Origin of the sequence: Asanoa sp. NPDC049475 (assembly GCF_040676915.1) — a bacterium.
Taxonomy (GTDB): Bacteria; Actinomycetota; Actinomycetes; order Mycobacteriales; family Micromonosporaceae; genus Asanoa.
Genome location: NZ_JBFAPY010000009.1, coordinates 328,506 through 349,769, shown reverse-complemented (window position 1 = coordinate 349,769; position 21,264 = coordinate 328,506). Strand labels below are relative to the sequence as shown.

At 72.4% G+C, this 21,264-nt stretch carries 22 protein-coding genes; 6 read left to right on the top strand and 16 right to left on the bottom strand.

The window, feature by feature from the left end:
* Positions 1-32: 32 nt before the first annotated feature.
* From AB0J88_RS33730 to AB0J88_RS33720, 3 genes are all read right to left on the bottom strand, one after another.
* Positions 33-1,973: a hypothetical protein gene (locus AB0J88_RS33730; RefSeq protein ID WP_364361243.1), complete on the bottom strand. Its 1,941-nt coding sequence runs from the start codon at positions 1,971-1,973 to the stop codon at positions 33-35.
* Positions 1,974-2,122: 149 nt separating this feature from the next.
* On the bottom strand, positions 2,123-2,263 hold the full coding sequence (locus tag AB0J88_RS33725) for a hypothetical protein (protein WP_364361241.1): 141 nt from the start codon (positions 2,261-2,263) through the stop codon (positions 2,123-2,125).
* A 420-nt stretch (positions 2,264-2,683) separates the two neighbouring features.
* Positions 2,684-3,955 carry a DMT family transporter gene (locus AB0J88_RS33720; protein WP_364361239.1) on the bottom strand — a complete coding sequence of 424 codons (1,272 nt, stop codon included), beginning with the start codon at positions 3,953-3,955 and terminating at the stop codon, positions 2,684-2,686.
* 203 nt (positions 3,956-4,158) lie between these two features.
* Here AB0J88_RS33720 and AB0J88_RS33715 point away from each other — a divergent pair, with 203 nt between their 5' ends.
* Positions 4,159-4,704, top strand: a complete 546-nt coding sequence (locus tag AB0J88_RS33715; RefSeq protein WP_364361237.1) for a hypothetical protein — start codon at positions 4,159-4,161, stop codon at positions 4,702-4,704.
* A gap of 2 nt (positions 4,705-4,706) precedes the next feature.
* Here the strand turns inward: AB0J88_RS33715 and AB0J88_RS33710 are convergent, their stop codons facing one another.
* Both AB0J88_RS33710 and AB0J88_RS33705 read right to left on the bottom strand, forming a co-directional pair.
* Positions 4,707-5,078 carry a hypothetical protein gene (locus tag AB0J88_RS33710; RefSeq protein ID WP_364738116.1) on the bottom strand — a complete coding sequence of 124 codons (372 nt, stop codon included), beginning with the start codon at positions 5,076-5,078 and terminating at the stop codon, positions 4,707-4,709.
* 113 nt (positions 5,079-5,191) lie between these two features.
* Positions 5,192-5,377 (bottom strand): hypothetical protein, encoded by a 186-nt coding sequence (locus tag AB0J88_RS33705; RefSeq protein WP_364361233.1) that lies wholly within the window; start codon positions 5,375-5,377, stop codon positions 5,192-5,194.
* 86 nt (positions 5,378-5,463) lie between these two features.
* Here AB0J88_RS33705 and AB0J88_RS33700 point away from each other — a divergent pair, with 86 nt between their 5' ends.
* Genes AB0J88_RS33700 through AB0J88_RS33690 form a run of 3 tightly spaced genes read left to right on the top strand, consistent with a single transcriptional unit; the run spans position 5,464 to position 9,335 of the window.
* The gene (locus AB0J88_RS33700; protein WP_364361231.1) at positions 5,464-5,868 is read left to right on the top strand and encodes a nitroreductase/quinone reductase family protein; all 405 of its coding nucleotides are present in this window, start codon (positions 5,464-5,466) and stop codon (positions 5,866-5,868) included.
* A 54-nt stretch (positions 5,869-5,922) separates the two neighbouring features.
* Entirely contained in the window at positions 5,923-7,593 is a 1,671-nt protein-coding gene (locus AB0J88_RS33695; protein WP_364361229.1) for an ABC transporter ATP-binding protein, read from the top strand.
* Complete coding sequence (locus tag AB0J88_RS33690; RefSeq protein ID WP_364361227.1) at positions 7,590-9,335, top strand: ABC transporter ATP-binding protein; 1,746 nt, start codon at positions 7,590-7,592, stop codon at positions 9,333-9,335. Before AB0J88_RS33695 ends, AB0J88_RS33690 begins: the two co-directional genes overlap by 4 nt.
* 129 nt (positions 9,336-9,464) lie before the next feature.
* Here AB0J88_RS33690 and AB0J88_RS33685 read toward each other — a convergent pair whose 3' ends face one another.
* The 5 genes from AB0J88_RS33685 to AB0J88_RS33665 all read right to left on the bottom strand — a co-directional run bounded on the left by AB0J88_RS33685 (position 9,465) and on the right by AB0J88_RS33665 (position 14,798).
* Complete coding sequence (locus tag AB0J88_RS33685; protein ID WP_364361225.1) at positions 9,465-10,238, bottom strand: ABC transporter ATP-binding protein; 774 nt, start codon at positions 10,236-10,238, stop codon at positions 9,465-9,467.
* A complete protein-coding gene (locus AB0J88_RS33680) occupies positions 10,235-11,302 on the bottom strand; it encodes an iron ABC transporter permease (protein ID WP_364361223.1) in 1,068 nt (355 codons plus the stop codon). Before AB0J88_RS33680 ends, AB0J88_RS33685 begins: the two co-directional genes overlap by 4 nt.
* Positions 11,303-12,340 carry an iron ABC transporter permease gene (locus AB0J88_RS33675; RefSeq protein ID WP_364361221.1) on the bottom strand — a complete coding sequence of 346 codons (1,038 nt, stop codon included), beginning with the start codon at positions 12,338-12,340 and terminating at the stop codon, positions 11,303-11,305.
* Positions 12,333-13,343 (bottom strand): ABC transporter substrate-binding protein, encoded by a 1,011-nt coding sequence (locus tag AB0J88_RS33670; protein ID WP_364361219.1) that lies wholly within the window; start codon positions 13,341-13,343, stop codon positions 12,333-12,335. Before AB0J88_RS33670 ends, AB0J88_RS33675 begins: the two co-directional genes overlap by 8 nt.
* A 123-nt stretch (positions 13,344-13,466) precedes the next feature.
* Positions 13,467-14,798, bottom strand: coding sequence for an FAD-binding oxidoreductase (locus AB0J88_RS33665; RefSeq protein WP_364361217.1), 1,332 nt, complete (start codon positions 14,796-14,798; stop codon positions 13,467-13,469).
* A gap of 103 nt (positions 14,799-14,901) precedes the next feature.
* Here AB0J88_RS33665 and AB0J88_RS33660 point away from each other — a divergent pair, with 103 nt between their 5' ends.
* A complete protein-coding gene (locus tag AB0J88_RS33660; RefSeq protein ID WP_364361215.1) occupies positions 14,902-15,132 on the top strand; it encodes a hypothetical protein in 231 nt (76 codons plus the stop codon).
* A 115-nt stretch (positions 15,133-15,247) separates the two neighbouring features.
* Here AB0J88_RS33660 and AB0J88_RS33655 read toward each other — a convergent pair whose 3' ends face one another.
* Together AB0J88_RS33655 and AB0J88_RS33650 are read right to left on the bottom strand one after the other, a co-directional pair.
* Positions 15,248-15,562, bottom strand: a complete 315-nt coding sequence (locus AB0J88_RS33655) for a hypothetical protein (protein WP_364361213.1) — start codon at positions 15,560-15,562, stop codon at positions 15,248-15,250.
* 233 nt (positions 15,563-15,795) lie between these two features.
* Positions 15,796-16,782 (bottom strand): sensor histidine kinase, encoded by a 987-nt coding sequence (locus AB0J88_RS33650; RefSeq protein ID WP_364361211.1) that lies wholly within the window; start codon positions 16,780-16,782, stop codon positions 15,796-15,798.
* A gap of 142 nt (positions 16,783-16,924) precedes the next feature.
* Here AB0J88_RS33650 and AB0J88_RS33645 point away from each other — a divergent pair, with 142 nt between their 5' ends.
* A complete protein-coding gene (locus tag AB0J88_RS33645; RefSeq protein ID WP_364361209.1) occupies positions 16,925-18,571 on the top strand; it encodes a Na+/H+ antiporter in 1,647 nt (548 codons plus the stop codon).
* Between the two features lie 2 nt (positions 18,572-18,573).
* Here AB0J88_RS33645 and AB0J88_RS33640 read toward each other — a convergent pair whose 3' ends face one another.
* The 4 genes from AB0J88_RS33640 to AB0J88_RS33625 form a co-directional block, all read right to left on the bottom strand.
* A complete protein-coding gene (locus tag AB0J88_RS33640) occupies positions 18,574-18,702 on the bottom strand; it encodes a hypothetical protein (RefSeq protein WP_364361207.1) in 129 nt (42 codons plus the stop codon).
* Positions 18,703-18,765: 63 nt separating this feature from the next.
* Positions 18,766-19,515 (bottom strand): SLC13 family permease, encoded by a 750-nt coding sequence (locus AB0J88_RS33635; RefSeq protein ID WP_364361205.1) that lies wholly within the window; start codon positions 19,513-19,515, stop codon positions 18,766-18,768.
* A 96-nt stretch (positions 19,516-19,611) separates the two neighbouring features.
* The gene (locus AB0J88_RS33630) at positions 19,612-20,262 is read right to left on the bottom strand and encodes a response regulator transcription factor (RefSeq protein ID WP_364361203.1); all 651 of its coding nucleotides are present in this window, start codon (positions 20,260-20,262) and stop codon (positions 19,612-19,614) included.
* A gap of 2 nt (positions 20,263-20,264) precedes the next feature.
* Positions 20,265-21,023, bottom strand: a complete 759-nt coding sequence (locus AB0J88_RS33625; RefSeq protein WP_364361201.1) for an ATP-binding protein — start codon at positions 21,021-21,023, stop codon at positions 20,265-20,267.
* Positions 21,024-21,264: the final 241 nt, after the last annotated feature.

The window sequence follows — 21,264 nt, the reverse complement described above, 5'->3', positions numbered from 1 at the left end:
CGGACGTGGCTGCGGGCGGCGGGTGGACGGGACTAGCCCGCCGTCTTCGGCTTCGCCGTCTTGGCCTTGGCCGCCTTGGTGGTCTTGGACGTCTTCTTCGCCGGCTTGGCGTCCTTGGTCTCCGCTCCCGCGTCGCCGGGCATCCAGCTCGTGGTCGCGGGACCGGTGCCAGGGTCTTCGGTGGTCGGCTTCGCCACGGTGATGCCCGCGGCTCCCGGACCCCACGGGCCGGCGTCGACCCGGGCCGGCTCCTGCGTGACCGGCTCCTGCGCCGCCGGTTCCTGGGCGATGGGCTCCTGGACGACCGGCTCCCGAGCGATGGGCTCCTGGACGACCGGCTCCTGGACGACCGGCTCCTGGACGACCGGCTCCGGGTCGACCGGCGCCGGCGGGACCGGGTCGACCGCGACCGGCTCGCGCTGCGGAGCCGGGGCGTCCGGCACGTCCTGGTAGGACCGCTGGGGCTCCTGCCACTGCGGCTCACTGTGCTGCGGCGCCGGCTCCTCGTAGTAGTGCTGCTCCGGAGCCGGGTCCTCGTGCTGCTCCGGCTCCTCCGACCACTGCTCGTCCAGCAGCCCGTGCTCGGCCAGCGCGGCCTCGTAACCGGCATCGTACCCGTCGTCGTAGCCGTCGCTGTACGGGTCGGCGGCGGGCGCCTCCTCGGTGGGCGCGCAGGAGTCGGCGGCGGGCGGGACCTCGTCGACCCAGGTGGTGCTCTCGCCGTTGTGCACCGACCCGTCGTGGCTCCACGCGTCGTCCTGCGGCAACCCGGACCAGTCCTCGGCGGTGCCGCTGAAACCGGGCTGCGGTGCGGCCTCTCCGGTCACCGTGGACGGGTCGGCCGGCTCCGCCAGGGCGTACGGGTCGAACGGCGCGGTGCTCGGGGTGACGCCGGGCAGCACCCCGGAGGGCGCGGCCGACGGCTCGGCCAGGGCGGCGTCCGGCGCGGCCGGCGCCAGCCCGGTCGCGGCGTCAGGGGCGGCGACGGCGGGCGCCGCGCTCGGGGTCGGCGTCGGTTCGGAGCCGTCGGTCACCGGGCCGGGCACGTCGGTCGCTTCCGGCGTCGCCGCGGCCAGCGGGTCCGGGGTGAGGGTCGGCGTCGGGTCGAGCGGCACACCCGGCTCGGCCGCGCCGCCACCGGTCCCGCCCGGCAGCGTGTGGGGCTCCTGGGTTCCGGTGGCCTCCGGCTCCACCGTCAGACCCGGCAGCGTGCTCGGGTCGGCGGTTGCCGTCGGCGCGACGAGCGCGTTCGGGTCGACGGGCGCGAGGGGATCGACCAGCGAGGGGTCAGCCAGCGAGGGATCAGCCAGCGTGGTGGGGTCGGCCAGCATGGTGGGGTCGGCCAGCGTGGTGGGGTCCGCCGGCGTGGTGGGGTCCGCCGGCGTGGTGGGGCCGGCGCTCGGGTCGGCCAGCGGGTCGGGGGTGGCGGTGGGTCCCGGGTCGACCGCGGGCGGCTGCGACGGCGGGACCGTCGACGGCACCGTGGCCAGGCCGGGCGCCGACGGCTCGACGCTCGGCGTGGGTCCGGCGACAGCCGGCGGGTCGACCGTCACCCCGGACACCGCCGGCGCCGGAGTGACCTGCGGCGCGGCCGTAGGCAGGTCCGTCGGCCCCGGGGAGGGTGCGACCTGCGGCGCGGCGAGTTCGCCGGTGCCCGCCGGCGCGGGTGTGGCGGTCGGCTGGGCCACCGCCGCCGGTGCTGACGGGTCCGGGCTCGGCGCGACACCGTGCGGCGCGACACCGTGCGGCGCGGCGGCCAGCGGCGGCAACGGCACATCGGTCGGTGCGGGGTCGAGGTAGACCTCGCCGTCGTAGGGCTCGGCCCAGTCGTCCGCAGCCGCGTCGGTGCTCGCGCACATGTCCGTGCCGTAGCCGGTCACATCCGACTGCACCCGGGCGAACGCGGGAACCTGCGCCAGCAGGCCCATCGCGCTCATGACTGCCACGGCACCCAGCCGCGCTCGTTTCTTCATCCTGATCCCCCGTAATCAGCTGCTCGAGTCACTCCGGTCCCGAGCCGGACATGCGGCTCGCGGGTGCCCGTATCGCCGATATTGCCGGAACCAGGGCGCAAAAAGTGAGGATCCGGAGAATCCGTCTCACATCTGCCCAGGCCGCTCGTTCAGGCGACCAGCAGCCGTTGGCGCAGCGCACTCAGCACCTCGGCCAGCCACCGCTCCGCCGCGTCGACCGCCGGCCGCGCGGCGGACTCGCACCAGTAGGGGATGATGCCGTGGCTGAGCACCAGCCATCCATCGGCCATCGTCCACCTCCCTGGCGGCGCCGTACCCGGCGCGCGGACCCTCGATAGTCCGCCGACCGGCGCTGAGCAGCGCGCAGTTTGCCGGGTGCTCAACCGCCGGTCGCCCAGGCATCGGTGTTTGGGCATTCGTCGACCGTTACCCTGCCGCTCATGAGCCTGCTTTCCGTCGCACACCGGGCCGGCAACACGCTGCCTGACCTGCGCGCCGCGCTCGCCGCCGGCGTCGACCTCGTGGAGGCCGACGTGCACCTCTACCGCGGCGCGCTGGAGGTGCGGCACCGCAAGGCCATCGGCCCGCACCTCTACTGGGAGAAATGGCTCGAGGTGCACCGGCGGCGCGACCTGGTCGTGCCGACGCTGCCGGAGGTGCTGGCCGCCGCCGCCGGCGACCCGCGGTTGATGCTCGACCTCAAGGGCCCGTCACTCGCGGTCGCGCCGCTGGTCGCCGAGGCGTTGCGGGGGTACGCGCCGGGCGTACCGGTGGCGGTGTGCACCAAGCAGTGGGCGATGCTCGACGCGTTCGCCGGCGAGCCGCACGTGCGCCGGATCCTGTCCGCCAGCGACCCGTTGCAGTTGGCCCGCCTGCGCGCCCGACTGCGCCGCGGCCGGGTGGACGGGGTGTCGATCCGGCTGCGGCTGCTGACCGCGCCCGTCGTCGAGGAGCTGCGCCGGGCCACCGACACCGTGCTGGCGTGGCCGGTGGACTCGCCGGCCGCGCTGGCGCACGCCCGGCGGGTCGGCGTGACCGGCGTGATCAGCAAGGACCTGCCCATGCTGGCCACCCTCCGGCCGACGCGGCCCGACGTCGAGCTCGCCGCCTGAGGCCGTCGGCGCGCCGGTCAACGGCGATCGGCTCAGCACCCAGGCGCCGGCGACCAGCAGCACAGCCGCGCCGACCAGGGCGGCTCGCGGGCCGGCGCCGTGCGGCAGCGTGGCGTGGAAGGCCAGGACGCCGAGCAGGTAGCTGGCCACCGGGTTCGTCACCGAGCCCGCGGTCACGGCGGCGGCCAGCGAGCCGGACGCGAACGCCTGCTGGCCCAGCACCAGGGCGCCGATGACCGCACCGACCAGGGCGTACACCGGCCAGTGTTGGATCGTCGTCAGCACGCCGCGTTCGGCGACGCTCTCCGAGGTCACCTTGAGCAGCACGGCGGCGAGCGCCGAGCAGAGCGCGCCACCGATGGCGAGCAGGGTCGCGTAGCCGGGCTTCCAGGCCGCCGCCACGGTGACGAGCAGGGCGGCCAGGGCCGCCGTCAGGGCCACCGCGAGCAGCACGCGACCCGGGTCGGAGTGGCCGCCCGCCGGCACCGCGCCGCGGACCGACAGGAACAGCGTGAGCGCACCGACGATGGCGGCCGCGGCCAGCCAGTCGCCGACGCGCGGCCGGCGCCGGGTGCGCCGTGCGCCCAACGGCAACGCGAAGAGCAGTTGGGTGGCCAGCAGCGGCTGCACGAGCGCGACCGAGCCGAGGTGCAGCGCGGCACCCTGCACGCCGGCGCCGAGCGCACCGGCCACCTGGCCGGACAGCCACATCGGCGACCGCAGCAGCCGGTGGGCCACACCGAGCAGCGGCAGCGGCCCGCGCGTGCCCGGCTTCGCGCTGGCCACCCGCTGGGCCGCGTGTTGCTGCAGCGCCGCCGCGACCGAGAGGAGGACGGCGGCCGACAGGCCGAGCAGCACGACGAGAAGCATCCGCACCTCCCGCCGCGAACGATCTCACAGCGGGACCGCCGGGCGGCCGAGCCGGGGCGATCGGTCATCCGAAGTTCATCCACGGCAGGTGACGTGGGCGGGGCGCCGAGCGCTTGACCTACGGAGCGACCGGGGTACGCCCGGCGCCCGTACCGGAAGGTCGTCCATTGTTCGGGGCAAACGGGGTTGTTCGGAGTCTGTTGGTGGCAAGCGTGGCGGTGGCGGCACTCGCCGGTTGCGGGGGCAATGGTTCGGAGACCACCTGGGTCTCGCCGCCGCCGTCGGCCACACCACCCGAGGCGACCGCCCCGGCCCGACTGGAGAAGATCAGCTCCGCGTGCAAGATCCTGCCGGCCAGTGCGGTGGTGAAGGTGCTCGGCTCGTCGTCCGCGACGAAGCTGAAGGCGCGCGAACTCCCGGTCGACAAGTCGGACGGCGAGATCGCCTACACCTGCGCGTACGGGAAGGACGGCCAGGAGCCGTTCGCGTTGACGGTCTCGACCCGCCCGGACAAGGCCGACGCCGCCCGGTCGACGATCGACAACATCGCCGCGGCCAGTGGCGTCAAGACCACCCCGGTCGACGACGTCGGCGAGGCGGGTGTCGGCTACGTCTCGGACTCGTTCCGGATCGTGGCGGTCACGCTACCGTACGAAGCCGATCTGCGCCTGGTCCTGTTCGTCGCTCCGAAGATCGTGCCGCAGGACAAGATGGTCGAGGTGGTCGAGAAGGTCGTGGCGAAGGTCTGAGCTCAGCCCACCGCGTCGGCGTAGTCGCCGTGCAGGCCGGTCGCCTCGTCACCCTGCGGGTCGTAGACGACGAGGCCGTGCTTCTCGGCGAGCTGGAGCACGAGGTCCACGGCGTCGTCGCCGACGGGGGAGTGGACGATCGACATCGCGACGTGGTCGACGCCGACGACGAGCGGTGTGGTCACCCAGGGCGAGTCACCGTCGTACGCCGGATCGTCGCTGAATCCGGCCCGCAGGTCGTCGTAGAACTCCGCGATCCGCGGGTCGGGGTCGCCCTCCACCCGGGGCCGGCCGACGGAGCGATCCGCCATTGCCCGCACATCGTCCAACGTCGCCGCGGTCCCTGCTGCCAGCACTACCAGATCGAAGCTCACCGCCACATGATCCCTCAGTGCCGGGACGTGCGGACGAGTGGGATAGGTGCGGTCCGCCACTCGGGGTCGACTGAACGGTGGACAGGACCGCCCTGTGATCAGGACGTCTGGGGTCAAAAGAAGCGGCGGCGACGCCTCCGCCCGCTGCCGAGCAGGTCGGCGACCTGCCGCATGCTCCTGGTCAGACCGCTGGAGCCACGACGGGCCTCGACGACCTGACTGACCTTGCGAATCCCGGCGGCGGCCAACGGCAGAGCGACCGCCACGACGGCCCAACGCCGAACTGCGGTGGCGAGCATGTGTGTTTCCTCTCCTCGACTGCTGACTCCTCCGCAATACCCCCGTCAGCGGGTGGTTACGCACGAACAAGCGGGTAACCAGGCACATGGGCATCCAGCGCCGCGTCGTCAACCCGCTCGTCCGGCTGGCGTGGGCGCTGCGGCTGCCGATCCCGGGCGACGCGCTGCTGGAGACGACGGGCCGGCACTCGGGCAAACCACGGCGGACGGCCGTGTGCGACGGCCGCGACGGCACCGTGTTCTGGTTGGTCTCCCAACGTGGCCGGGACGCCGAGTGGGTGCGTGACCTGGAAGCCGATCCGCGCGTCCGGGTCAAGGTGAGTCGCGGGCGCTGGCGCACGGGCCTGGCTCGCGTCGTGCTGGACGACGAGCCGGACGACCGCAGCCGGAAGATCGGGCGGAGCGGTCTGGCGCGCCGGCTCTGTGTCGCCACGTCGAGGATGTCGGACACCGACCCCGTGACGGTCCGCATCGACCTGAATTCGGCTTGACTCTTGCCCCCGGCGGCCAGTTAGCCTCTCCTAACTTGTCGTAGGTGGGGTGGAATGGCAGAGGCAGACCCGACCCGCCGGCTGATTGGTGAGATGTTCCGGCGCCAGCGCCGCGGGGTCGCGCTGACTGCTGGTTTCTGGTCGTTGCACCAGGTGTGTGAGGCGCTCGTACCCGTGGCCATCGGTCTGGTCATCGACCAGGCGGTCGGCACCGGCTCGACGTGGGCGATGGTCTGGTCGGTCCTCGGCGTCTTCGCGTTGTTCACCGCGCTCACCATGGGCTGGCGCACCGGGCTCTGGTTCATCTCGCGGGCCGAGCTCGAAGAGGCACACCTCCTGCGCATGCAGGTCGTCCGACGCGTTGTCACCGGACGCGGGATCAGCACCGACCGGCAGAACGGCGAGCTGTTGTCGATCGCGACCTCCGACACCCAGAACGCCGCCGAGCTGCTGGAGATCGGCAGCCGGGTCGCGGCCGCTTCGCTCGGGCTCGTGGTGTCGATCGTCGTCCTGCTGCGGATCGACTGGTCGTTGGGCATCGGGTTGGTGGTCGGCATCCCGATCCTGGTGCTGGCCCTCAACGCGCTCGGCCCCGTGGTCGAGCGGCGCACCTTCGCCCAGCAGGAGTCGCTCGGCCAGGCCGCCGGGACCGCGTCGGACCTGCTCACCGGGTTGCGGCCGCTGCGTGGGTTCGGCGGCGTCGAGGAGGCCGCGCGCCGCTACCGCGCCGCGAGCCGCACCTCGTTGCGGGCCAACATCGGCGCGATCAAGGCCGGCTCGGCGTTCGTCAGCGTCTCCACCTTCACCACCGGTCTGCTGATCGCCGTGGTGGCCGCGCTGGCCGGCTGGTTCGCGCTGCGCGGCCGGATCTCGATCGGTGAGCTGATCACCATTGTCGGGCTGGCCGCGTTCCTCACCGACCCGGTGCTGACCCTCGCCCACTGCGTCTTCCAGCTGGCCACCTCGCGGGCCAGCGCGGCCCGCGTCGCCGAGGTGCTCAACGCGCCCGAGCGGGCCGCCGCTGGCCAGGCGTTCGCGGCGACCGGCCCGGTGGTGCTCGACGACGTGCACACGCCGGGCCTCGACGGCCTCACCCTCAAGATCGAGCCCGGCGCGCTCGTCGGCGTCGTCACCGCGGAGATAGCGGCCGCCGACGCCGTCACCGACCTGCTCGCCGGCGCCCGGACGCCAGAGCGGGGGAGAGTCACGTTGGCCGGCACGGCGCTGGAAGAGCTCGACATCGCGGACCTGCGCCGGGCCATGCTGGTCGAGCCGCACGCGGTCGACCTGTTCGGCGACACCCTGCGCGAGGCGCTGCGGACCGACGACCGCCAGGTGGACGACGCCGCGATGACCAGGGCGATGACGGCGGCCGCCATGACCGACCTGGGCCAGGAGCTCGACCATGCGCTGCTCGACCACGGCTCCAACCTGTCCGGTGGCCAACGGCAGCGGGTCGCGGTCGCCCGGGCGCTGCTCGCGGACCGGCCCGTGACCGTCTTCCGCGACCCGACGACCGCGGTCGACGCGGTGACCGAGCACGCGATCGCGGAAGGGCTGCGCGAGCACCGGGCCGGCCAGACGACCGTGCTGGTCACCACCAGCGCGCCGCTGCTCGACCGGTGCGACCGCGTGGTGTTCGTCGACGGCGGCCGGGTCGCCGGCACGGGACGCCATCGAGATCTTCTGGACCTTCCCGCGTACGCGGACGTGGTGCTCCGATGACCGCCGCCCTCCTGCCGGTCGCCAGCGGCCGCGCCACCGCCGCCGCGTTCGGCCGCAAGCTGCGCCGCTATCCGTTGCTGGGCCTGGTCTCCGTGCTCGTGTCGGCTGCGGCGAGCGGGTCGGCCGTCATGGTGCCGATCCTGCTCGGCCGGCTCGTCGACCTGGTCGCCGACCGCGGCAGCACCCGTGACCTGCTGGGCATCGCCGCCTGGACCCTGGTCGCCGGCCTGTCGGCCGCCGTGCTCACCGGCACCGCCCGGTGGCTGGTCGCCGAATGGGGCGTACGCGCCTGCGCCGACCTCCGCGAAGAGGTGCTCGACCACGCGTTGCGGATGGACGCGGCCCGGCTCGAGGCGGCCGGCTCCGGCGACGTCGCATCGCGGGTCACCGACGACGTGGAGCAGGTCACCGACGCCACGCAGCTCGCCGCCGACGTCTTCGGCGCGATTGTCACCGTGGCCATCACGTTCGCCGGGTTCGCCACCCTCGACTGGCGGATCGCGGTGGCCTTCCTGGTCGTCTTCCCCGTGTACGCGGTCGCCCTGCGCCGCTTCCTGCCACAGGCCGAGGTCCGCTACGCCGCCGAACGACGCGCGGTCGCGGTGCGCACCCAGAGCCTGCTGTCCACTTTCCACGGTGCGCGCACAGTTCACGCGTACGGGATGGAGGACCGCCAGGGCGCCCGCGTCGAGCAGGCGTCCCGCGGTGCGGTCGACGCGCGGCTCAAGGCGGTTCGCGGGTTCCTGTGGTTCGCCAACGTGATGAACTACGCCGAGGCGATCGGCCTGACCGCCGTGCTGCTGGCCGGTTTCCTGCTGGTCCGCGCCGACGCCAGCACGGTCGGCGAGGTGACCGCCGCGGCCCTGCTGTTCCATCGCCTGTTCGGCCCGCTCGGCATGCTGCTGGTCACGTTCAACGACGTCCAGTCGGCCGGCGCCGCGCTGGCCCGCCTGGTCGGCGTGGCCGACCTCGAACCGCCCGCCCGCCGCGGCGGCGACCGGTCCGGGACCCGACCGTCCACCAGCGTGGTCGCGACCGCGGTCCGGCACCACTACCCGGGCGGCCCGACGGTGCTGCACGACGTGTCGGTCGAGATCCCCGCCGGGCAGTCGTTGGCGGTCGTCGGCGAGAGCGGCGCCGGCAAGACCACCCTCGCGGCCATCCTGGGCGGGGTCTTCCCGGCCACCGGCGGCGAGGTGCTTCTCGGCGGCCGGCCGATCCAGGACCTCGCGCCGGACGAGCTGCGCCGCGTCGTCGGCGTCGTCACCCAGGAGGTGCACGTGTTCGCGGGCACCCTCGCCGACGACCTGCGCCTGGCTGTGCCGGACGCGACCGACCAGGACCTGCACGCCGCGCTGAAACTGGCCGGCGCCGACGAGTGGGTGGCCGCGCTGCCCGACGGCCTGGCCACCCGGGTCGGCGACGGCGAGCACAAGCTGACCGCGAGCCAGGCGCAACAGCTCGCCCTGGCCCGGATCGCCCTGGTCGACCCGCCGGTGGTCATCCTCGACGAGGCGAGCGCCGAGGCCGGCAGCGCGGGTGCCCGACAGCTCGACCTGGCCAGCGCCGCCCTCCTGCAGGACCGCACCGCGATCGTGGTGGCGCACCGGCTCACCCAGGCCCAGACCTGCGACCGCATCGCCGTCATGGCCCACGGCCGGATCGTGGAGCTCGGAACGCCCGCGGACCTCATCGCCGCAGGCGGCGCATATGCCACGCTGTGGGCAGCCTGGCACCGATGAGCCGGCGGTGTTGATCACGGGTTAAGGGTGACCGGGCACGGACCTGGCGAACGACGCGTCAGCGAGTGGTCTCCGGCGGGAGCGACGGTCGTGCCCCGGACGGACCCGGGCACATCTTTGCTCGTGTGGTCATGCCGGCACGATCATCGGCGTGCCCGCGACCGGGTCCGGGACCACCAGGCAGCTCAGGCCGAAGACGTCCTCGACCAGGTCCGCGGTGACCACCTCGGTCGGCACGCCTTCGGCCACGATCCGGCCGCCGGACATGGCGATCAGGTGGTCGACGAAGCGGCAGGCCAGGTTGAGGTCGTGCAGCACCACCACGATCGTCTTGCCTGACTCGGCGTTGAGCTGCCGCAGCAGGCGCAGCAGCTCGACCTGGTGGTTGATGTCCAGATAGGTGGTCGGCTCGTCGAGCAGCAGCAGGTCCGTGTCCTGGGCGAGCGCCATCGCGACCCACACCCGTTGCCGTTGCCCGCCGGACAGCGACTTGATCGGCCGGTCGATCAGGTCCGCGGTGCCGGTGGCGGCCAGCGCCCGGCCGACCGCGTCGTGGTCGTTGTCGTTCCAGCGCCGGAACCAGCCCTGGTGCGGATAGCGGCCCCGCGACACCAGGTCGGCGACCGTGATGCCGTCGGGTGCCACCGGCGTCTGCGGCAGGAGGCCCAGAACCTTGGCGACATCCTGGGTACGCTGGTCGGCCAGCGCCTTGCCGTCGAGGTAGACGGCGCCGCCGCGGGGCGTGAGCAGCCGGGCCAGCCCACGCAGCAAGGTGGACTTCCCGCAGGCGTTGGCGCCGACGATCGCCGTCACCTTGCCGTCCGGGATGGTCACGTCGAGGTCGCTGACGACATCGCGGGCCTCGTACCCGAGGGTCAGCTCTTTCGTGGCCAGTCGGCTCATCCGCCAGCTCCTTGCCGGTTCGTGGTGGCCAGCAGCCACAGCAGATAGGGTGCGCCGACCGCACCGGTGACGACGCCGGTCGGCAGGGCGGTGGGGAGCAGGTGCACGGCCACCAGGTCGGCGGCCAGCAGCGTCGCGGCGCCGACGAGCGCGGCCGCGACGATGCCGCCGGTGGCCGGGCCGAGCAACCGGTTGGCGATCGGCCCGGCGATCAGGGCGACGAACACGATCGGGCCGGCCACGGACACCGCGAGGGCGACCAGCACCAGCGCGGTGCCGAGCAGGGCGGCCCGGCTGAGCTCGGCCCGGGTGCCGAGCGTGCGGGCCGTGTCGTCGCCGAGATCGAGAGCGCGCAGCGGGCGTTGCAGCAACACGGCCACCGGCAGCAGCACCAGCAGGCCGCCGAAGAGCAGGCGTAGCTCCGTGTCGCTGGCCTGGCCGACCGAGCCGGTCAGCCAGTGCATCGCCTGACGGGCCTCGAACAGCCGGGCGTGCGAGAGCACGAAGCCGATCAGGCCGTCGAAGAAGGCCGCGATGCCGATGCCGATCAGGATGAACCGGTAGCCGGTGACGCCGTCCTTCCAGGCCAGCACGTACATCAGCGAGGCCGCGAGCACGGCGCCGCCGAGAGCCAGGCCGCTGACCACGAGGCCGCCGGTGCCCATCAGCACGATGGCGACGACCGCGGCCAGGCCGGCACCGGAGGTGACGCCGACGAAGTCGGGCGAGGCGAGCGGGTTGCGCAGCACCTGCTGGAAGATCGTGCCGGAGGCGCCGAGCGCGAGGCCGACACCGAGGCCCGACATCGCGGTCGGCAGGCGAAGCTCGCGGACCACGAAGTCGACGCCGGCGTTGTCGGACAGGCGCAGCACGGAGGCGATCACGTCGAACGGACCGATCCGGAAGCTGCCGATCATCATGGTGACGACGAAGAGGGCGCACACCAGCACGGCCAGGGCGGTGAGCACTGTGGTCGCGCGCGCCGCCCGCCGCCGGCGGTTGCCCCGCAGCGCCTTGGCCACGTCGATGGTCGGTGCCTCTACTTTGGACAGCGTTGTGGTCACTCAGACCTCCGACAGCCGGGCATAGCGCACGATCGCGACGAACGCCGGCGCGCAGACGACGCCGAGGACCACACCGACCTGCACCTCGTCCGGTTGGGCGACGACCCGGCCGAGCACGTCGGCCAGCAGCAGCACGATCGGGGCGAGCAGCATCGAGTACGGCAGGATCCAGCGGTAGTCCGGACCGCAGATGAACCGGGCCACGTGCGGCACGACGAGCCCGACGAACACGATCGGCCCGCAGGCGGCGGTGGCCGCGCCGGCGAGCACCGCGACGACGGCGAACGCCGCGACCCGGGTGCGACCGACGTGCTGGCCGAGGCCGCGGGCCAGGTCCTCGCCGAGCGCGAGACCGTTGAGCGCACGGCCGAAGCCGAGCGCGGCGGCCAGCCCGACGAGCAGGAACGGCGCGACCCCGGTCAGGATCGGCGCGTAGCGACCGGCCAGTGAGCCGACCTGCCAGAACCGCAGCTCGTTGAGGGCGGTCACGTTGGTCATGATGATGCCGCTGGTGACCGAGGCCAGGCCGGCGGTGACGGCCGCGCCGGCCAGGGCCAGCTTGACCGGGGTGGCCCCCTCGCGGCCGAGCGAGGCGATGGCGTAGACCAGGAAGAGCGCGGCGATCGCGCCGGCGAAGGCGAACCAGACGTAGACGCCGACGCCGCGCACGCCGAGCACGGTGATGGCGAAGACCACGAAGGCGGCGGCCCCGGAGTTGATGCCCATGATGCCCGCGTCCGCGAGCGGGTTGCGGGTCACGCCCTGCAGGATCGCCCCGGCCACGCCGAGCGCCGCGCCGACCAGGATGCCCAACAGGGTGCGGGGGACCCGCAGCTCGAGCGTGATGGTGCTGCTGATCGAACCGTCGTCGTCGAAGCTGCGCAAAGCGTGCAGCACCTCGGACAGGCCGATGTCGCGCGAACCCTGCGTCACGCTCAGGAACGCGACCGCGGCGAGCACCGCGCACAGCGCGACGAGCCCCGGCCCGAGGGCGGAGGCTCGCCGCGCGACGCGCGTGGTCGCTGGTGGGCTAACCACCGACATTCGGATCCGCGGCCTTGACCGCCTCGGTCAGCTTGTCGAGCTCGGTGGCGAAGTCGCCGTACGTGTGCAGCCAGAACGCCGGCCAGGACACGGTCGCGCCGGCCTTGGCGGCCTTGAGCTTGAACCAGGTCGGCTGCTTCTTACCCCACTCGGCGTTGGCCGTCGCGGTGAAGGAACGGCCGTCCCACAGGATCAGGTCCGGCTGGTACTTGTCGGCGTTCTCCCAGCTGAGGTTCTCCCAGTACGGGAAGCTCGGGTCGGGACTGGCCGGGTCGAGCACGTCCAGGCCGAAGCTCTGGAGGTCGAGCAGCTCGGGCGCGTACTCCGGGTTGGCGACGTAGAGCTTGTCGTCCGCCGGCGACATGGCCGCGACGCTCAGACCGGGCTTGGCCGTCACCGCGTCCTTGAACGCGGTGACCGACTCCTCGAAGCGCTTCTTGTTGGCGGCGATCTCCGGCTTGTCGACGTCGGCGCCGAGGCTCTTCGCCAGCGCCTCGTAGCCCTCCGCCAGCTCCACGATGGACTTGCCCTGGGAGACGCCGGTGACCGGGGCGAGCTCGGCGAGCTTCTTGCTCTTCTCGTCGACGCCCTCCTCCATGCCGCTGTGCGCCTTCTCCGCCGGCCACCAGTCACCGACGATCAGGTCCGGGGCGAGCGACGCTGCCTTCTCCACATCGATCTTGCCCCACTCCTCGCCGAGGATCGTGATGCCGGACAGGTCCAGGTTCTTCAGGTTGGGGTCGGTCTTGACCGACTCGTCCGAGTAGATCCCGACCGGCTTGATGCCGAACGACATCAGCGCCGCGGCCTCGCCGGCGTGCGCGATGATCCTGGTAGGAGCCTTGTCCGCCTTGACGACCTGGCCGGACCCGCCGGTGAACGACCACGGGCCCGCGGCGGCGGCGGGAGCGGTGCCGCCACTGTCGGTGTTGTTGCCACAACCCGCGATGGCGGCGCTGAGCACCGCCACCGCGAGGATCGGACGCCACGCGCGCATGAGGGGTCTTCCGTTCTCTGGATCCGACCAGGCTCCAGCGGCCCGATGGTTAGGTTAGGCTAACCATCGGCGCGCTGCTTGGCTAGTCGGTGAGATCAGATTGATGCCCTCTGATCAGCGCTTCTACGGCCGCACGTTCTCGTTGCGGGCGAACAGGTTGTCCGGGTCGTACTCCCGCTTGACCGCCGCGAGCCGCTCGTAGGTCGCCGGCGGGTAGATGCCGGCGACGTCCTCGTCGGTCGCGGTCGACAGGAAGTTCCCGTAGAGGCCGGCGGTGTGTGGTGCGAGCCTGGCCCAGATCGCCTCGAACCCCGGCCGGGCAGCGTCGACCACCGCCTGCGGACCGCCGGTCGTCGTCACGAACATGAGTTCCGCCTGGCGGTGCGCGTATGCGGTGGCATCGTTCGCAACCCTCGCGACCGCGGCGCCGACGTGCCGCACGGCGATGAACGGAGTGTGCTCCGCGGCGGCCACGTCGGTGAGGATCCCCAGCACCTCGGGCACCTCGGCCCGGTCGACGAAAGCGCTGCGGGTCACCAATCCGAAGCCCGGCGGCGGGACCATGCCGTCCACCAGGATGTCCGCGTACGGCTTGAGTGCGACATCGTCGTCGACCACCGTGCCGAGCGCGCGGATCGGGTCGAGCGCGGCGGCGGTCTCCTTCTCGTCGTCGCCGTCGAAGACGAACTGGACCTCGACCGGGGCCTTGGGTCCGCCGGCCATCGGGTTGGCGAGGTTGACGACCGTGGTGAGCTTCTCCGGCGCGGTGCGCATGTAGTCCGCCCAACCCCGCAAGACCGTCGCCGCCTCCTGGGCCAGGAAGGTGATCCGGCCGTGGAAGACGTCGGTGGTCGGGTGGGCCACGAAGTCGAACGCGGTCACGATCCCGAAGTTGCCACCGCCACCCCGGACCGCCCAGAAGAGGTCGGGATGCTCCTCTTCGGACGCGTGCACGACCTCGCCGTCAGCGGTGACCACCTCGACGCGGACGACGCTGTCGAGGGCCAGGCCGTATTCCCTGACCTTCCAGCCGATGCCGCCGGTCAGCGTCAGTCCGCCGACGCCGACGTCCTTGGTGTCGCCCGCCGAGATCGCCAACCCGTGCGGTGCCAGCGCGTCCGCGACCGGTCCCCACGTCGCGCCACCTCCGATCCGCACGAGGCGGCGTCCACTGTCGACGACCTCGACGTCCGCGAGGTCGCTCAGGTCGATCACGACACCGCCGTCGTTGGTGCCGAAACCCGGAAAGCCGTGCCCGCCACCGCGTACGGACAGCACCTTGCCCTTCGCGAACCGGACCGCGGCCCGCACGTCCTCGACGCTCTTCGGTCGCAGCACCTGCGCGGGACTGCCCGACGCCAGCACCGTGCGGCTCGCCGACTCGTACTCCGTCGATCCAGGCTCGATGATGTCGCCACCGAAGTCGCGGCGCAGGCTCTCGATCGCTGAGCTCATGATTTTCTTCCTCCTACAGCCGGTTACAGCCTTCCGACGTCGTAGGCCGGCGACTTGTCAGGTGGCCGCCTACCCCGACCTGGCGGCACTACGCTGACGACCCATGATCGAGATGGACGGCGGCGCGCTGCTGCGCACGGGGACCTCGGGCACAGGGATCCCGCCGGTCGTCATGCTGCACGGTGGCCCCGGCGTCCCCGACCACATAGCGCCGCTCGCGGACCTCATCGGCGATCTGTGCGTGGTGCACCGCTACGACCAGCGCGGCACCGGCGGGTCGAGCTGGGTGAACGAGCGCGGCCGCATGCGGGCCTGGGACTGGGCACGCGCGTAGGCCATCGCGCTGCGGCAGATCAACTACGCGATGACCGCCGAGATCAACGCCGCGAAGCGGGCCGGGCCGAGGAGCCCGAGCGGTTCGCCACGTCGTTCCGGGCGGCGGTGGCGCGTCAGCTCAGGTAGTGGTCGCGAACCTGAGCGGCGTGGCCCTCGGAGAGGGTGTCACCGACCAACGGCGTGAAGTGCGGCGCGCTGGTGATGGTCTGCTTGGCATGCGGGACGCGGATACCGTCGGCCGCGACGTCGGCGTCCTTGAGGTCGACGAGGTGCATCGAGCGCAGCAGCCGCCCGCTGACCACCGCGGCCACGCCCCACGGCATACCGAACTCGGCCGGATACCGGTAGATGGCCCGTATCTTGCCGGTCGGGCGGTTGTCGCGGTCTCTGAGATCGCGACCGATCATGGGTTCCGCGGACACGGTCATCGTGGCCTCCCAACGCCGGGATGGAGTCCACCCAGCCTTACCGCCGAGGCCCCGACCCCGCATCGGTGCTGACACCCATCCGCCGCGACCCGCCCACCGACCTTCATGGCCACGGCGTCGGTGCTGGCACCCAGCTGGACCGGCGGCCGCGGGCGTGGTTCAGCCTCCGCTGTTGCGGTGTCGGCTCCGCATCGGTGCTGGCACCTCGCCTCGCCCGCGGCCGCTGGCGTAGTTCAGCTTCGTCGTTCCGGCGTCGGCTGCACATCCGTGCTGGCACCCAGACGCGCCGGCGGCAGGCGCAGCCGCACCTCGGTGCCGCCGCCTGGAGCGCCTCCCACCGTCAGGTCGGCGCTCGCCAGCAACGCCCGTTCGCGCATGCCGCGGATCCCGGCTCCTTCCGGTGCGCCGCGCAGACCGCGGCCGTCGTCGCGGACCAGCAGTTCCACGCCGCCGTCAGAGCCCCGGAGGGTCAGCTCGACCTGCTCCGCTCGGGCGTGTCGGGCGATGTTGGTCAGGCCCTCCTGCGCCACCCGGTAGACCACCAGCTCGGCCTCCTCGTCCAGGTCCGGCAGGTCCGGGCCGATCCGGGCGCGGACGTTCAGGCCGCGGGTCGAGTGCTCCGTCGCCAGCGCCCGCAGGGCGCTGGTCAGGCCGAGCTCGTGCAGGACCCCCGGGCGCAGGCGGCGGGCGATGCGGCGGATCTCGTCGAGGCTGTTGCGGGTCGTCTCCTGCACGTCGACCAGTTCCGCGCGGACCTGCGGCGGCGCGTGGTCGGCGACCCTCTTCAGCTCCAGCAGCACCGCCGTCAGGCTCTGGCCCACCTCGTCGTGCAGCTCCTGCGCGATCCGCCGCCGCTCCGCCTCCTGCGCCGACAGCGCCCGGCCGGCGGTCGTCGCGCGTTCGGCCTCCAGGCGTTCCAGCATCGTGTTGAAGGTGCGGATCAGGGTCGCGATGCCCGAGTTGCCCGCCACCGCCAGCCGGCGGCCCGGACGCAGCAGGTCGACCGTCGCCATCGTGCGGGTCAGCCGCGACAACGGTGCCAGGCCGAGCCGCAGCAGTGCGGCGTTGGTCACCAACATGGCCGCCAGGCCCGCGAAGACCACCGCGACCTCGCCAGGGCGCGCCGCGGTGGAGACGGTGGCCGGGGTGAACAGCAGCAGAGCGGTCGCCAGGGACAGCACGGCCGCGTTCAGCAGGAAGATCCGCCAGAACAGGGACACCTGACGAGCTTGCGGGTACGCCGGGCGTGCCGTCCAACCCCGCTCGCGAAATGGGTGTTGCCACCCATAGTCGGAACGCTGTTGATCATCTTTTATGGGTACGGCCATCGCGCGGTGGGCCTGACGAGCCCCCATCTGGAGAATGGAACCGGTGAGCGTCGAAACGATCTTGATTTTCGTCCTTGCCGCGGTCGCGGTGGTCGTGCTGGTCCGGTGGGTCGCCGAGCGCACCGGCCTCCCGGCGGCCGCGCTGCTGCCGCTCATCGGCATCGCGTACTCCGTGCTGCCCGGGCCGAACATCAGCCTCGACCCGCAGATCATCCTGACGTTCGTCATCCCCCCGCTGCTCTACGGCGCGGCCCTGGACTCGTCGCTGATGGCCATCCGCCGCAACCTGCGGATCGTGGTCAGCCTCTCGGTGCTGCTGGTGCTGACCACAGCCCTGGTGATCGGCGTCGGGTTCGCGTGGTTCGTCGCCGGCGCGACCCTGGCCGCCGGCATCGCGGTCGGCGCCGCGATCGCCCCGCCCGACCCGGTCGCCGCGCTCGGCGTCGGGCGCAAGGTCGGGCTTCCGCCCCGCGTGCTCACGATCATCCAGGGCGAGGGCCTGCTCAACGACGCGACGGCGCTGACCATCCTGTCCGTCGCGGTGGCCGCGGCCGTCGGTGACGGCTTCTCCTGGGGCTCGGCGGTCGGCCAGTTCGTGTTCGCCGCGGCAGGTGGCGTCCTGGTCGGCGTCGCGGTCGCCTACCTGGTCCGGCTGCTGCGCCGGCTGCGCGAGGACCCGCTGACCGCCAACGCCATCTCGCTGGCCACCCCGTTCGGCGCGTACCTGCTGGCCGAGGAGATCCACGTCTCCGGCGTACTCGCGGTGGTGGTCGCGGGTCTGATCATCGGTCATCACGCACCGACCTCCTCGGGCGCGAGCCGCCTGCAGACCACCGCGGTCTGGCGCCTGGTCGAGTTCCTGCTCGAAGGCTTCGTCTTCCTGCTGATCGGCCAGCAACTGCCCCGGGTCGTCCGCGGACTCGAGCAGTACGCGGTGTCGACCATCCTCATCGCGGTCGCGATCAGCGTCGGCGTGGTGCTGCTGCTGCGCCCCCTGTGGCTGTTGCTCACCCAGTCGCTGCCCAGCTCCCTGCACACCCGGCTGATCAGCGACGAGGGCGACGAGCCAGAACGCGAGCCCCGGCGTGGCCTGGCCGGCCGCGAGGTGGTGGCCCTGAGCTGGGCCGGCACCCGCGGCGTGATCAGCCTGGCCGCCATCTTCGCGCTGCCGCTGACCACCGACTCGGGCGCGCCGTTCCCCGACCGAGACCTGCTGCTGTTCTGCACGTTCATCGTGGTGCTCGTCACACTGGTCGGCCAGGGACTGACTTTCGCGCCGCTGATGCGGATGCTCGGCTTGCGGGCCAACCGGGCCGACCAGGCCCGGCTGCGCAACGAGGCCCGGTCGGCCTCGGTCGCGGCGGCCCTGGAACGGCTCGACGAGCTGGAGGAGCAGGGCGACGAGGACGAGCTCCGCGCGATCGAGGCCACCCGCGCCCAGTTGCGCGCCCGCCTGACCCGCTATCAGGGCCGGCTCGACCTGCTCCGGGACGCGGACTCGGCCGACGTGCCGGTCTCGCAGCGTTACGAGGCCGCGTTGCGGGTGCGCCGGGCGGCGATCGACGCCCAGCGTGAGGAGGTGGTCCGCTGGCGGGACGCCGGCCAACTTCCCGACGAGGGCCTGCGCGTCCTGCAACGCGAGCTCGACCACGAGGAAGGCCTGCTCCCCGATCGGCGATAGACCTAGAAATAACGCAGCCACACGTACCCCCAGGCGACCACGACCGTCACCGCGGTGGTGACGATGCCGTACTTCGTGAACTCCCAGAACGAGATCGGCTGGCCGTGCTGGGCGGCGATGCCGATGACCACGACGTTGGCGCTAGCCGCGACCGCGGTGCCGTTGCCGCCGAGGTCCGCGCCGAGGGCGAACGATCACCACAGCGACTCGCCGGTCTGCGGGTCGGGCGCGCGGGCCACCAGGTCCTCGACCACGGGCGCCATCGTGGCCACGTACGGGATGTTGTCGAAGAACGCGCCCAGGATCGCCGAGCCGAACACCAGCGCGGTGGCGGCGACGAAGTAGTCGTCACCGATCGCGTCGACCGCCCAGCCGCCCAGCGCGTGGATGACCCCGGTCTCGACGAGCCCGCCGACCATCACGAACAGTCCCATGAAGAAGACCAGCGTCGTCCACTCGACCTCGGCCAGGTAGTCGGCCGCGCTCACGCCGGACACCAGCACCATCAGGCCGGCGCCGAGCAGGGCGATGATGGCCGGCTCCAGGTGCAGCACGCTGTGCAGGGCGAAGCCGACGGTGACCAGCAGCAGCACGGCCAGACAGCGGGCCAGCAGGGCCTTGTCCTTGATAGCGGCGTTGCCGTTGAGTCGCATCACCGCCTCCGCCCGGTCGGGATTGTGCACAAAGGACTTACGGAACATGAAGCGGGCCATGACGACGAACAACACGAAGAGCACGACCACGATCGGGCTCATGTGGACGATGAAGTCGTTGAAGGTCAGGCCCGCCCGGGTACCGACGTCGTCGCCCGGCAGCAGGCCGAGCGCGGCCATCAGCCCGGCGGCACCGAGCACGACGGCGACGCGATGGATCCGTTCGGTGGCGATGAGGACGAACGCGATCGAGAAGATGACGATCGCCGCGACGGGCGCGTACCCGTTCACGGCGGCCCGGTGGGTGTGTTGGCCATGCGACACGATCGCCCGCGGCGCGGCTCCCCGAACATCGGTGCGGCCACCCACAAAAGGGGGTGCGCGACCCTAGGGTTCGATGAGGCCGACCCGGATCGCGTAGCGGGTCAGCTCGAGGCGGTCCCGCAGACCGAGCTTCTGGAGCAGGTTGGCGCGGTGCCGCTCGACGGTCTTCACGCTGATGTAGAGCAGATCGGCGATCTGGCGGGACGAGTGCCCCTCGGCGACCAGCTTGAGCACCTCCTCCTCGCGGTCGGTGATCGCCCGGGCCGGCACGCCCTCGCCGTCCCTGACCCGGTCGAGGTAGTGCCGCACCAGCGCGTTGACGGCGCCCGGATAGAGGAACGGCTCGCCCCGCATCGCGGCCCGGCAGGCGGCCAGCAGGTCGCGGTCGGCGACGGACTTCAGCACGTATCCGGACGCGCCCACCTTGAGCGCCTCGAAGAAGTACTGCTCGTTGTCGTACATCGTCAGGATCAGGATCCGCAGGTCCGGCATCGAGCGTGACAACTCGCGCGCCGCCTGCAGCCCGGTCAGCCGCGGCATCGCGATGTCCAGGACGGCGAGGTCCGGTCGCTCCCGCTGCGCCAGGCTGATCGCCTCGGCGCCGTCGGCGGCCTCGGCCACCACCGTCAGGTCGGGCTCGGCGTCGAGGATCAGCCGCACGCCGCGGCGCACCAGCGCGTGGTCGTCGGCCAGCAGGATCCTGGTCTCGGCCATTCTCAGCGACCTCCCGCGTCGCAGGGCACCCGCAGGCGCACGTCGGCGCCGCCACCCACGGCGGAACCCAGGCTCAGGGCGGCACCGATGAGCAGCGCGCGCTCCCGCATGCCACGGATCCCGGCGCCTTCCGGCGCGTGCCCGAAACCCTTGCCGTCGTCGGTGATCCGCAGCCGCACCTCGTCAGGGCGCCGGCGCAGGCACACCTCGATGGTACGGGCGCCGCTGTGCCGGGCCGCGTCCGTCAGCGCCTCCTGCGCGACCCGGTAGAGCACCAGCTCCCGGTCGTCGCCCAGGTCCGGCAGGTCGGGGTCGATGTGGTGGCGCACCTGGAGGTCGCCGGTGGAGAACTCCGTCGCCAACGACCGGATGGCGCTCTCCAGCCCCAGCCCGGCGAGCACACCGGGGCGCAGGCGGCGAGCGATGCGGCGGATCTCGTCGAGGCTGTTGCGGGTGGTCTCCTGCACTTCGGCGAGCTCCGCCCGGACCCCGGCCGGTGCCTGGTCGCCGACCCGCTTGAGCTCCAGCAGCACGGCGGTCAGCGGTCTTCCATGGTGCGGGTGAGCCGGGACAGCGGCGCCAGCCCGACCCGGAGCAGCACCCCGTTGGCGACCAGCATCGCGACCAGCCCGACCGAGAGCACCACGGCCTCTGGTGAGCAGCACGGGGGTGGAGACCGTCACCGGACCGGCCAGCACCAGCGTTGTGGCCACGGTGAGCACGGCGGCGTTGAGCAGGAAGATCCGCCAGAAGAGGGACACACCGCCAGCCTGGGGTCATCGCGCGTCGGCGTCCATCCGGGCTGGCACCCATTGGGTGTCGACACGGATAGCGTCCACGCGGCGCGCCGGGCGATGGTGGGAGGCCCCGGCGGAAGGAATGTCCCGGGCCTCGACCCCCGGCGACGAGCTCGTGGTGGCGGGATCCCGCGCCGCCGTCGACGAGGTCGCCCGCGCCTTGTCGAACCGTTGCTGACCCCGCGGTGTCGTTTCCGTACAAGAC

What these genes read in the sequence shown, in the direction of transcription:
- AB0J88_RS33730 (WP_364361243.1), bottom strand. Translation starts at nt 1,973, where the DNA reads ATGAAGAAACGAGCGCGGCTGGGTGCCGTGGCAGTCATGAGCGCGATG.
- AB0J88_RS33725 (WP_364361241.1), bottom strand. Translation starts at nt 2,263, where the DNA reads ATGGCCGATGGATGGCTGGTGCTCAGCCACGGCATCATCCCCTACTGG.
- AB0J88_RS33720 (WP_364361239.1), bottom strand. Translation starts at nt 3,955, where the DNA reads ATGCTTCTCGTCGTGCTGCTCGGCCTGTCGGCCGCCGTCCTCCTCTCG.
- AB0J88_RS33705 (WP_364361233.1), bottom strand. Translation starts at nt 5,377, where the DNA reads ATGCTCGCCACCGCAGTTCGGCGTTGGGCCGTCGTGGCGGTCGCTCTG.
- AB0J88_RS33700 (WP_364361231.1), top strand. Translation starts at nt 5,464, where the DNA reads ATGGGCATCCAGCGCCGCGTCGTCAACCCGCTCGTCCGGCTGGCGTGG.
- AB0J88_RS33695 (WP_364361229.1), top strand. Translation starts at nt 5,923, where the DNA reads ATGGCAGAGGCAGACCCGACCCGCCGGCTGATTGGTGAGATGTTCCGG.
- AB0J88_RS33690 (WP_364361227.1), top strand. Translation starts at nt 7,590, where the DNA reads ATGACCGCCGCCCTCCTGCCGGTCGCCAGCGGCCGCGCCACCGCCGCC.
- AB0J88_RS33685 (WP_364361225.1), bottom strand. Translation starts at nt 10,238, where the DNA reads ATGAGCCGACTGGCCACGAAAGAGCTGACCCTCGGGTACGAGGCCCGC.
- AB0J88_RS33670 (WP_364361219.1), bottom strand. Translation starts at nt 13,343, where the DNA reads ATGCGCGCGTGGCGTCCGATCCTCGCGGTGGCGGTGCTCAGCGCCGCC.
- AB0J88_RS33665 (WP_364361217.1), bottom strand. Translation starts at nt 14,798, where the DNA reads ATGAGCTCAGCGATCGAGAGCCTGCGCCGCGACTTCGGTGGCGACATC.
- AB0J88_RS33660 (WP_364361215.1), top strand. Translation starts at nt 14,902, where the DNA reads ATGATCGAGATGGACGGCGGCGCGCTGCTGCGCACGGGGACCTCGGGC.
- AB0J88_RS33655 (WP_364361213.1), bottom strand. Translation starts at nt 15,562, where the DNA reads ATGACCGTGTCCGCGGAACCCATGATCGGTCGCGATCTCAGAGACCGC.
- AB0J88_RS33645 (WP_364361209.1), top strand. Translation starts at nt 16,925, where the DNA reads ATGGAACCGGTGAGCGTCGAAACGATCTTGATTTTCGTCCTTGCCGCG.
- AB0J88_RS33630 (WP_364361203.1), bottom strand. Translation starts at nt 20,262, where the DNA reads ATGGCCGAGACCAGGATCCTGCTGGCCGACGACCACGCGCTGGTGCGC.